The sequence below is a fragment of the Arcanobacterium buesumense genome (assembly GCF_012563545.1).
Classification (GTDB): domain Bacteria; phylum Actinomycetota; class Actinomycetes; order Actinomycetales; family Actinomycetaceae; genus Arcanobacterium; species Arcanobacterium buesumense.
In genome coordinates this window covers 699,184-709,676 of the sequence record NZ_CP050804.1, presented here as the reverse complement: position 1 = coordinate 709,676, position 10,493 = coordinate 699,184, and the positions used below count along the sequence as shown (strand labels likewise).

General features: G+C 48.7%; 9 protein-coding genes. 3 read left to right on the top strand and 6 right to left on the bottom strand.

All coding sequences use genetic code 11. From position 1 onward, the window contains the following. Window positions 1-17: 17 nt before the first annotated feature. The 5 genes from ftsL to dinB form a co-directional block, all read right to left on the bottom strand. Window positions 18-416: a cell division protein FtsL gene (ftsL, locus tag HC352_RS03180; RefSeq protein WP_168917544.1), complete on the bottom strand. Its 399-nt coding sequence runs from the start codon at window positions 414-416 to the stop codon at window positions 18-20. After that, entirely contained in the window at window positions 413-1,447 is a 1,035-nt protein-coding gene (rsmH, locus tag HC352_RS03175) for a 16S rRNA (cytosine(1402)-N(4))-methyltransferase RsmH (RefSeq protein WP_247645223.1), read from the bottom strand. Before rsmH ends, ftsL begins: the two co-directional genes overlap by 4 nt. 88 nt (window positions 1,448-1,535) lie before the next feature. After that, the gene (mraZ, locus tag HC352_RS03170) at window positions 1,536-1,967 is read right to left on the bottom strand and encodes a division/cell wall cluster transcriptional repressor MraZ (protein ID WP_168918591.1); all 432 of its coding nucleotides are present in this window, start codon (window positions 1,965-1,967) and stop codon (window positions 1,536-1,538) included. 315 nt (window positions 1,968-2,282) lie between these two features. Next, window positions 2,283-2,678, bottom strand: coding sequence for a DUF3040 domain-containing protein (locus HC352_RS03165; RefSeq protein ID WP_168917543.1), 396 nt, complete (start codon window positions 2,676-2,678; stop codon window positions 2,283-2,285). A 67-nt stretch (window positions 2,679-2,745) separates the two neighbouring features. Continuing rightward, window positions 2,746-3,966, bottom strand: a complete 1,221-nt coding sequence (gene dinB, locus HC352_RS03160; RefSeq protein WP_168917542.1) for a DNA polymerase IV — start codon at window positions 3,964-3,966, stop codon at window positions 2,746-2,748. Between the two features lie 67 nt (window positions 3,967-4,033). Between dinB and HC352_RS03155 the strand changes: the two genes are divergently transcribed. Continuing rightward, a complete protein-coding gene (locus HC352_RS03155; protein WP_168917541.1) occupies window positions 4,034-4,843 on the top strand; it encodes a spermidine synthase in 810 nt (269 codons plus the stop codon). Here HC352_RS03155 and HC352_RS03150 read toward each other — a convergent pair. Next, a complete protein-coding gene (locus HC352_RS03150; RefSeq protein WP_168917540.1) occupies window positions 4,840-5,853 on the bottom strand; it encodes a PAC2 family protein in 1,014 nt (337 codons plus the stop codon). The genes HC352_RS03155 and HC352_RS03150 overlap by 4 nt on opposite strands. Window positions 5,854-6,015: 162 nt before the next feature. Here HC352_RS03150 and HC352_RS03145 point away from each other — a divergent pair, with 162 nt between their 5' ends. Further along, a complete protein-coding gene (locus HC352_RS03145; RefSeq protein ID WP_168917539.1) occupies window positions 6,016-8,262 on the top strand; it encodes a HelD family protein in 2,247 nt (748 codons plus the stop codon). Between the two features lie 99 nt (window positions 8,263-8,361). Beyond that, window positions 8,362-10,434: an AMP-binding protein gene (locus tag HC352_RS03140; RefSeq protein WP_168917538.1), complete on the top strand. Its 2,073-nt coding sequence runs from the start codon at window positions 8,362-8,364 to the stop codon at window positions 10,432-10,434. Window positions 10,435-10,493: the final 59 nt, after the last annotated feature.

The window sequence follows — 10,493 nt, the reverse complement described above, 5'->3', positions numbered from 1 at the left end:
CTTACTCCTCATCATGCTCACTGATTGCCCTCAGTTGGTGCTGTCACCGCTCCTGTTTCAATATCTATATGAAGAAGTGATGTAGCTGACACCATCCCAATTCCTTGAGCGGCATGCCGTAATTGGTCAGGTGAGGAGACGGAAATGACTTCACTTCTCAGCGTCGCTTCGCGTGCCGCCACCTCGTTATGTTTTACATTAATATCTTTAAGCTCGTAAGCTCCAGCTACCATCAGCGTGTTGAGATAAAAAGCTGTGGCAAGTGCCCCAAAAAATAAAATTGCGCACAATAAAACTGTTCCAAAAAATCCACGAGCAGCGGCCGGAGTTGGTACAACGCTTAATCCCGGCACCTCGATAATCGGACGTGATGCGGGTGCACTATTACGCTGTACTGCTCGTGCTAGAACACTCATAATGCACTTCCTTGACGACGATGGGGCTGATAAATATGTGCTGGGGTGGGACGCAAACGCTCGACAGCACGTAAGCGCACTGATGCCGAACGCGGGTTTTGCTCTTGTTCAGAAGGATCTGCTTTTTGCGCTCCGCGTGTTAATGGCGCAAGATACGGTGCGTGATCTTCCAACTCCATAGGCAGACCTGGCGGCGATGTGGAAATTAGTCCCACGTTAAACGCTTCTTTAACTATGCGGTCTTCGAGTGATTGGTATGATTCGACGACGATACGTCCACCCACTCGAAGAGCTTCTAACGCTCTAGGCACCGCAGCTTCGAGAACTTCGAGTTCATTATTTACCGCGATACGTAAAGCTTGGAATGTGCGCTTGGAAGGATTTCCGCCCTTCCGGCGAGCCGGAGCGGGAATCGTCTCACGGACGAGCTCAGCAAGTTCTGCGGTTCGTTCTAGTGGCGAAGTCTGCCGACGCTTGACCACAGCTCGCGCAATCTGGGAAGCAAATTTTTCTTCACCGTAGACACGTAAAATTCGTGAGAGTTCAGCATGAGAAGCCGTTGCAAGAAGTTGAGCTGCAGTTACCCCTCGGGTGGTATCCATCCGCATATCTAGGGGCGCATCGTGAGCATAAGAAAAGCCACGGTCAACTTCATCTAGTTGCAATGACGATACTCCGAGATCCATCAAAATAGCATCAACACAGCCATCGTGACCATATTGCTCAGCAATGAGATCGACGTCGTCGTAGGTGGTGTGAACAGCAATGAACCGAGAACCAAATGGTGCTAAACGCGCTGAAGCTAACTCAATAGCTTGCTCATCACGGTCTATTCCAATGATGCACAGGTTATCAAAGGCACGTAATAGAGCTTCACTGTGCCCCCCCATACCCAAGGTGCAATCGATGAGTACTGGCTGATCATTAGTGAAAGCGGGGGAAAAAAGGTCAATAATATTTTGCACTAGCACAGGAATGTGCAACGCGTTATTGTCTGCAGTTACTCGCATAACACATCCCTTCTTTTCCATACTTCATCACGGACCTACTGGTCCCCCGCCAACCGCCTGAAATCGGGGAATTACCTCAGGAGGGTTGGAAGAGGGCCACTAGACCGTGCTAGAAAACGCCTGGAATTAGTTCGTCTTCTCGATCAGCAAATTCATCTTCACTCGTTGTTAAGAAGGTCTCCCACGCCTTAGCGTCCCAAATCTCTACGTGATCACCAGATCCGATAACTGCAAGATCGCGCTCCAATCCGGCATAGCTTCGCAGCATTGCCGGCAATGTAATTCGTCCTTGCTTATCAGGAACCTGATCATTAGCGCCTGACAGAAATACGCGAGTGTATGTTCGCGCTTCCTTTGAAGTCATCGGTGCTTGCCGTAAGCGTTCCAAAATGTTTTCAAATTCAGCATATGGAAACACGTACAAGCAATGCTCTTGACCTCGTGTAATGACGAGACCATTTGCTAATTGATCACGAAACTTGGCAGGCAGGATCAGACGCCCCTTGTCATCTAGCCGTGGCTCGTATGTACCAAGGAACATCATTCACCCCCCTCCTCACAACGTTGTCTCCACTTTACCCCAAAACCCACCACTATTGTTTATGAAATGCGAAATTATTATCACATTGCTTTGATTTTATTGGAAAAAGTCGAGTGGAGTGAATATTGTTAAAGGAGATATTAATGTCAATATTATCCGATATTCAAATAATTTTATCGCTCAAAAATGCCGCTCTCATATCCCCAGTGGAGAAAAGTGGAGCACCAATAAGTCAACGCTAAAAAATAGAGAAGGGCCGGAGCTTTTTCAGCTCCGGCCCTTCTCCGACCGCCCTAAAGACGGAAAAAATAACAGTTACATCCGTCCTTCATCACGACGTTGTTCGAACGCTCGTTTTTGACGTTCCATAAAGTCCTGTGCTTGCCGCCCAGTAGGCTTATGAACCTTGCTAGCCTTACCGGTTTCTACGGTGACTTGAGACATCCCTTGAATGATGTACATTAAACCTAGCCACACAACAACGGCACCAACTACACCAACCGATATAAACTCCGTCGCCACGCCAGCAGCGACGATCCCCAGGCCACTAACAGCCGCAATAAGGCCTAAAACTAGGTGACGTGCAGAAAGCGCCATGCGGGTCTGATGAAGATCTTCTGGGGCCAAGGACTCAGCTAACTTAGGGTCTTCACCCTTGAGCTGAGCTTCGAGTTGTTCAAGCATTTTACGCTCATAATCCGACAGAGCCATAAATGGTTCCCTTCTATATCCGTATATCTTCACAATACCCGAAGTAACGCCAGTATCAAGAGTTGAACTAAACTTCCGAATCTTTTTCCAATAGTGAACCGTGTTTCAACACACTTCGCCCATATTTGGCACGCACTAAATCCATCGCCTCTTCAGCTTTCGAACGCCGCCCATCGTCACCTAAGGTCAGTTGTACACCACCATCGTAACGAGAAAGCTGACCAGCACGAACACCTAATAACCGAATTCCCCGCCCTTCGGCGTACAGTTGATCGAATAAAGCACACACAGCTTCGTACACATCTGCCCCAGTATTAGTTGGCGCTCCCAAGGTAATCGAACGAGTAAGGGTAGAAAAATCTGAGTACCGAACTTTCAAAGATAGCGTTCTAGAATAACTACCGTGTGCTCGCAACCGAGAAGCAACATCATGAGATTGGTATAAGAGAACTTTATGAGCCTGCGAACTAGTCATAATCGGTTCAAAAAAAGTTTGTTCACGCGATATCGATTTTTCTTCGCGCTGAGGTTCAACGCGGCGGTTATCTTGGCCTAGGGCTAAATTGTAAAGATGTTGTCCATTAGCCTGCCCGACGATAGCGCTCAACCGTTGCTGACCAATGGTAACAATATCTGCCACATGAGTAATTCCACGCTTGGCTAAATTTTCTCGAGTCTTCTCTCCCACGCCCCACAGTGCACCTACTGGCAGAGTATGGAGAAAATCAAGTGTCCGATCCCGCGGGACAAGCAAAAGCCCATCGGGCTTAGCGTGGGCCGAAGCGATCTTTGCTACATGCTTACTTGCGGCTATACCGATCGAAGCAACAATACCTTCAGTTTCTTGAATATGGCGACGAATATAGTGACCAATACGAACTGGACTACCAAACAACTTTCTGGCACCGGCCACATCAAGGAACGCTTCATCAACGGAAAGCTGTTCAACAAGCGGAGTGATTGTGCGCAAAAAATCCATCACTCGTCGTGATATTTCCTCATACTTTTCATGATTCGGCGGCAAGATTATCAGTTGCGGACACCGCCGTTTAGCCTGTCCTACCGGCATGGCAGAATTAACTCCAAATTCACGCGCTTCATATGAGGCAGCCGAAATAACACCACGTTCTTGGCCGCCAACAGCAACTGGCCGACCAACGAGCTCAGGCCGTTCAATAAGTTCAACAGATACAAAGAAGGCGTCTAGGTCCATATGCATGATTGGAGTTTGCGAATCGTCGTCACCCCAAAATCGCCGGGCAGCAGAAGAACGCGGTGCACGTGACATATTCGCCTCCTGTTCTTTCAACGAGTTATCTTTAGCGTAGCGCGGTATGCATCGTTATGCTGAAAGAATGGCACGCAAACCTACCAGTGAAATCATTCAAACATCAATGTCGACTTTGCGTATTGAAACTCGCGATACTATACGTACCCTTTTTATCGATGACGTTGAATCTTCGGCTATCGATTTATCCGATCCAACTTATCTTGAATTTGAGTACATGCAACATATTTCTGTTGCCGTCACCGCCACCTATCAGCCCCCTGCCAGTCTTCGGATTTTACATTTGGGCGGGGCTGGTTGCGCCTTAGCTCGCTGTTTCGCAGCCCAGTACCCGCAGTCTCGGCAATTGGCAATCGAAATTGATCCAGAACTTGCCTTAGTTGCGCGGGAACATTTTGATCTTCCTTCTTCCCCCGAATTACGGATTCGTACCCAAGATGCCCGGCAGACCTTAGAAACTAATAAGGGAAGCTGGCACGTCATCATTCGTGACGCATTCGCAGGCGGTCAAGTTCCTGCTCATCTAGCAACCAGCCAAGCCTACGCTAGTGCCGGACGGCTATTGCGTGAAGACGGTGTATATTGCGTGAATATTGCCGGTCAGCACGGGTTAGTCCCGCTCTATCGTGAAGTTCAATCTGCTCGCGAAACATTTGCCCATATAACGGCAATTGCGGATCCAGCTATTGTGAAAAAACGCCGCATGGGCAACATTGTTTTACTCGCAAGCCATCATCCGATTGATACAGCCAATATCGATCGCAACCTTCGCGCGTTAGCCATGCCAGCTCGCTTAATTCCGCAAGAACAAATCGAACGGCAAGCTATTGGGCATCCGCCTTTCACAGATGAGGAAGCCGGGTGGCAAACTGATTAATCTTCTTGCTTACGATTAAAAAGTTGAGCAAGAGAATTTCGCAAATGAGTACGAAAATCTTGAGCATCGGCATCTTTAGCCTTCGTTTTTTGCGGCGGCTCTTGAACCGGGCGAACACCTTCCAGCGGATTGGAGTTTTGCATCGCTAAGAACTTTTCTACCGCGGCACCAATTTCTTCCGAAGTAGGCAACGGCCCAGTCTCGTCATGAGTTTTAACAAACCCTTGTTCCGAAGAATCATATTCTTCTTCAAACTGGGCCACCATCGCAGCAAACTGATCATCTTGCTGAGCAATATTTGCCAGTTCTAGCCCTTGCTGATCTTCATGCTGTTCCAGATCGCCCAGCGGGATCGTTGGCCCGCCGAGAGCTGCTAACTGACGTACTACCGCGAGCGCACCAGAGAAGAAAGGCATATCTGAACGAGACATATATAGTGGTACGCGCACCCGAATATTTATCGCCTGATACCCGCTTTGTCCTAGTTGATATTCGATATAGTCAGATAACGACGCTGGGTGAGTGACTTGCCCGCGGACAACAGCTGGGTTATCAACATGTGTCGTCGTTCTAATGAGCATATCTGCCGGGCGCGTATGCGGAATTGGTGCCGGCATTCCATGGATCGAAAAGACTTTTTCCACACCGAGTTTCCCCATAATCTCCATAACGTCTGCGGTTAATCGCGGCCAGTGGAAATCGGGTTCAGTTCCGTGGAGGAAAAGGAATGTTTGACCATTAACATCAGTCACAAGATCGAGTGACATTCCTGGTTCTGCACTAGATGAGAGAACACCATCGTTGTACGTCACGATAGGGCGTTGAGCGCGATAATCATAAAGCGGATCAGAATCAAAGGCAGCTACCTCGACAGAATCCAATAAGTCGATACACGCATTAACTGCCTGACCAATAGCACCCGGATCAACCAGATGATCAACTAGGGCAATAACCAGGGTAGGAACTTTAAGTTCGCCTAGGTTCTCTGCATATCTGGCGTAATTCAACATCGACCCTCCTCATGTGCTCTTCTTAGTCTCTACCTTAATTCATCGATCGCTTTTGCGCCTGTATTGAATAGTGAGAACGCTAATCTCAATAGACTGGTTCGCTATGCGCGGACCACAAAAATGGGGAATAATTATGGGACTTGATTTTATCGGAGGACACCAGTGACGAATCAAACGACGCAGACCAAAGCAATTGCCGAAGAACAAGATTTTGTTTACCAAGCATATGATGCGCTTGATACTCAAGTAAATTATTACGGTGAGCAACTAAAGAAAGTTCGCGCGCAAGGTGGCGGGGGTACTCCGGGCCAAGTATCCGAACGTGATTCATTCGCCAGTCACTACGAAGATAATCTAACCCGCCTACGAAATGTTGAAAACCGACTAGTTCTCGGCCGTCTAGACACTAATGACGGCGCGATTGTTCGGATTGGACGAACCACATTACGCAATAGCGATAATGACATTATCCTCACCGATTGGCGAGCACCGCAATCCGAACCTTTTTATCAAGCTACTGCAGCCCATCCGGGTAATATTCGCCGTCGTCGACACATCCAAACGCGGTTGCGCGAAGTAATTGGCGTCGAAGATGAACTCTTAACTGATGCCGGTGCAGATTCTGCTGATCTTAACCTCACCGGAGAAGGCGCACTATTTGCTGCTATGAGTAAAGCACGCGATGGGCGAATGGGTGATATCGTCGCAACCATCCAAACTGAACAAGACCGAATTATTCGCTCTGATGTCAACGGAATCCTCGTAGTTCAAGGTGGACCAGGAACCGGTAAAACTGCAGTAGCTCTTCACCGGGCAGCTTACCTTCTCTACACCCACCGCGAGCGCCTTGCCCGATCAGGAGTTCTTATTATTGGCCCTTCGCCAATTTTCTTAAGGTACATCGATCAAGTACTCCCCGCTCTTGGCGAATCCGACGTCGTTTCAACCACTGTTGACGATCTGTTACCACATGTGCGTGTTAGCGCAACAGAACCCGCCAACGTCGCCAAACTCAAAGGTGATAGGAGGTGGGCAGAATTCGCACAGCGCGCTGTCCGCCGAATTGTTGAAAAACCGCGCCGCGAAACCGCATATATCGTTATTACTGGTAAGAAACTCAAACTGACACCAGATATGGTCGAAGCCGCTCAGCGTCGCGCCCGGCGAACTAACAAACCTCACAATCAAGCTCGCGACACCTATGCCAAGTACCTAGTCGAACAGCTCGCTCAACAACTCGCCCAACAACTTGAGGTTGATCTTGGACATAACGATTTCTTATATGGCGATATTATCGAATCCATTGATGCCCGCCGGGAAATTAATCTTCATTGGTTGCCAAGCTCAGCTACTGCCCTGCTCGCACGTATTTATCATTACCCCGAGCTACTAGCACGTATCGCACCAGAACTAACCGAAGAAGAACGTGCCCTGTTGCGCCGCGATAGGTCTGCAGGTTTTACTCGTGCAGATATTCCAATTCTCGATGAACTCGCCGAACACTTAGGTGAGTTTTCTTCCAGCGCCGAATTGGCTCAAGAACAAGCTCTCGAGCAACAACGTCGCCGCCATCAAGCCTACGTTGCTGACACTATGAACGCGATGGACCTCGGTGGCGGGATCGTCCGTGCTAATGATGTGGCTGAACGTCTTTATGGCGATACGTCAGGAGATACCTTGGCTGAACGCGCTGCCGCGGATCGCACTTGGACCTATGGCCACGTCGTCGTCGATGAAGCTCAAGAATTATCTGATATGCAGTGGCGAATGATTGCACGACGCAATCCAGCCCGATCAATGACCATTGTCGGGGATGTTGACCAACGTCCACAAGGCGCCCCGCAAGGTGGTTGGGCCCAGGCACTCGGTACACTAGGCGAATTTAGCCGAATTGACGAATTAACAATGTCGTACCGAACACCAGCATCACTTCTCCAACGCGCTACTGATCTTATGGCTGACCTTGGCCATCCCGTACGCCCGGTCCAAGCAGTACGTGATCTTCCCGATACCTACGCATATGACCTCACTGAAAGTGACTCTTTAACCACAGTACTCATCGAACGAATTGCTCATGAATCCGAACTCTTAGATACCCAATATGGCTCTGAGCATGGCACCTTGGCCATTATTGCCGACACCGATCAACTTCGTGATGTTAAAGAAACAGTTTTCGCAGCTCAACAATTATCTCGGTGGGGCATTGATCGGACTGGATCCGATGTATCTCAACGTATCCACGTTATGAGCGCTCGCGAGTCCAAGGGGCTGGAATTCGATACTGTCATTGTGGTCAACCCATTGGTCATTGGCGAGCGCGGACCGGGTGATTTGTATGTGGCAATGACCCGCGCCACGAGGCGCATGGTGGTAGTTACTGACGCGCAACTACCACCTTCCTTAAGATAACACGCATAAAATAAGACTTCACACACAAGTTACGGTATGGTAGCTTTACTCATAGAGCGATTGCCATAATCCACTAACTCTCATCAAAGGAGCCCGGATATGACCCATATGCAACGAGCACATGAGCATTACCCTCACAGCGTCAACCCATCCGTGCCGATCCCCGATCACACTGTCGAGCGGATGCTTATTGATGCGGTAGCAGACTTCCCACAGCGTGTCGCCATAGATTTCCTAGGCCGCGAGTGGACCTATGAAGAAATCGCTAACGAAGTTGAGCGAGCAATCACCGTTCTAAAAATGTGCGGAGTGCGCGAAGGTGATGTCGTATCTGTTATTTTGCCTAACTGTCCACAGCATTTCGTTGCGTTCTACGCTATTACCGCTCTGGGAGCCACCATAGCCGAACATAATCCATTAGCTCCTGTCGCCCAGCTCAACGATCAGATTGAACTTGTCGGTTCTACTGTTGTTATCGCATGGGAACAAACTATCGAGCGCCTTTTGTGCGACGGGGATTTCCGTGGCCGGACGTATCTATCAGTCAATCTTGTGAAAGCTTTGCCAGCAAAATCTCAATTTCTGTTACAGCTACCTATTAAGGCTGCTCGAGAGCAACGCGCCAAGCTACGCGGTCGCGTCCCTGCCGGGGTCCATTCTTGGGACAATCAGGTCAAGTATGCAACCCCATCTAATATCGCACAGGCCTCGAATGTCTCTCCAGATTCGATCGCTGTATTGTTACAAACTGGCGGGACTACTGGCACGCCCAAGGCGGTTAAGCTCTCTCATCGCAACATCGTTGCGAATGCAAAGCAAAATGAAGCCTGGCTTATTACTTATGAACGCGGCAAAGAAACCGTTGCGGCAGTATTACCTTTCTTCCATGCATTCGGCTTACAACTATCTCTGAGTGTGTGTGTCAACTCAGCTGCAACCATTGTGATGACGCCAAGCTTTGATGTCGATATTCTACTTGCCGGACACGCCCGTCACCCCATCACTTTCTTTGGCGGCGTACCGCCAATGTATAAGAAAATATTGGACTCTCTTGACGAAGGTAAAAAAGTTGATCTTTCGACGATTCGTTTTTCCGTATCCGGTGCTATGCCATTAGATCCGCAGCTAGCTGCCCGTTGGGAGAAGGCCACTGGAGGTTACATTATCGAAGGATATGGAATGAGCGAGGCTTCCCCAGTTATTGCCGCTTCGCCAGTATCCCCTGATCGGCGGCCTTCAACGCTAGGCATCCCTTTCCCATCAACCGAAGTAAAGATCATCGATCCCGATGATCCAACCCGTGAAATCCTCCCCGAACATGAAGTCGGTGAAATATGCGCCCGCGGACCGCAGGTTTTCCAAGGATATTTACGAGATGAGGAAGAAACTGCTCATGCGTTCACTCCTGATGGTTGGCTGCGAACCGGAGATTTAGGCTATTGGGATGATGGTTTTATCGTTATGGCCGATCGTCGCAAAGAAATGATTATTAACGGCGGCTTTAACGTCTATCCGTCTCAGGTAGAAGAAGCTGTTCGGCAAATGCCCGGTGTTGTCGATGTAGCTGTTGTTGGCATGCCTACTGATTCTTTTTCCGAATCGGTTGTCGCCGCTTTAGTTCTTGAGCCAGGTTCTAAGGTCGATATAGAGGCAGTGCGCCAATGGACTGAAGATAAACTAGCCCATTACGCTATTCCTAAATCAATTGCTATTTTGGATGAACTTCCGCGATCACAAATAGGCAAAGTAATGCGCCGATCCGTGCGGGAAAAGCTTTCGTCTTTTGAATTAAATTCTGGACAGTGGCGGGAAAAACTCTCTGAAGCATCTTCTTCAGCTTCGTCAATTATTGATGAATATCTTGCTAATCTGCGTGAGCGCGCCGAGGCATCGAAAGAAGATTGGAAGAATTGGACCGAGCAAAACTCAGAGACCTTTGAAGCATTGCGCGCAAAGTTCGCTGATAAAATGAATAAAGGAGCTGACAAAACAACCCTCGTTGAAGAGCTTGACACAACAGCTCGCCAATCCGGATTGTCAGTCGAAAATTTCAAGAATTGGGTAGCTCACTATAGATCGGAATTGTTTACCACAAAATCTGATATTAAGCCTAATCATGCTGCACCCACCGATACCGTGCCGGAGAATCAGGAATCTGATGAAACAGATTAGTAAGAGCATTATCGCTTCTTGTTGATCGCTACTTAAAAAGTAACAATCATAAGTGAAGG

Coding starts and splice junctions, on each gene's coding strand:
- ftsL (WP_168917544.1), bottom strand. CDS start 416: ATGAGTGTTCTAGCACGAGCAGTACAGCGTAATAGTGCACCCGCATCA.
- dinB (WP_168917542.1), bottom strand. CDS start 3,966: ATGTCACGTGCACCGCGTTCTTCTGCTGCCCGGCGATTTTGGGGTGAC.
- HC352_RS03150 (WP_168917540.1), bottom strand. CDS start 5,853: ATGTTGAATTACGCCAGATATGCAGAGAACCTAGGCGAACTTAAAGTT.
- HC352_RS03165 (WP_168917543.1), bottom strand. CDS start 2,678: ATGGCTCTGTCGGATTATGAGCGTAAAATGCTTGAACAACTCGAAGCT.
- mraZ (WP_168918591.1), bottom strand. CDS start 1,967: ATGTTCCTTGGTACATACGAGCCACGGCTAGATGACAAGGGGCGTCTG.
- HC352_RS03155 (WP_168917541.1), top strand. CDS start 4,034: ATGGCACGCAAACCTACCAGTGAAATCATTCAAACATCAATGTCGACT.
- rsmH (WP_247645223.1), bottom strand. CDS start 1,447: ATGGAAAAGAAGGGATGTGTTATGCGAGTAACTGCAGACAATAACGCG.
- HC352_RS03140 (WP_168917538.1), top strand. CDS start 8,362: ATGACCCATATGCAACGAGCACATGAGCATTACCCTCACAGCGTCAAC.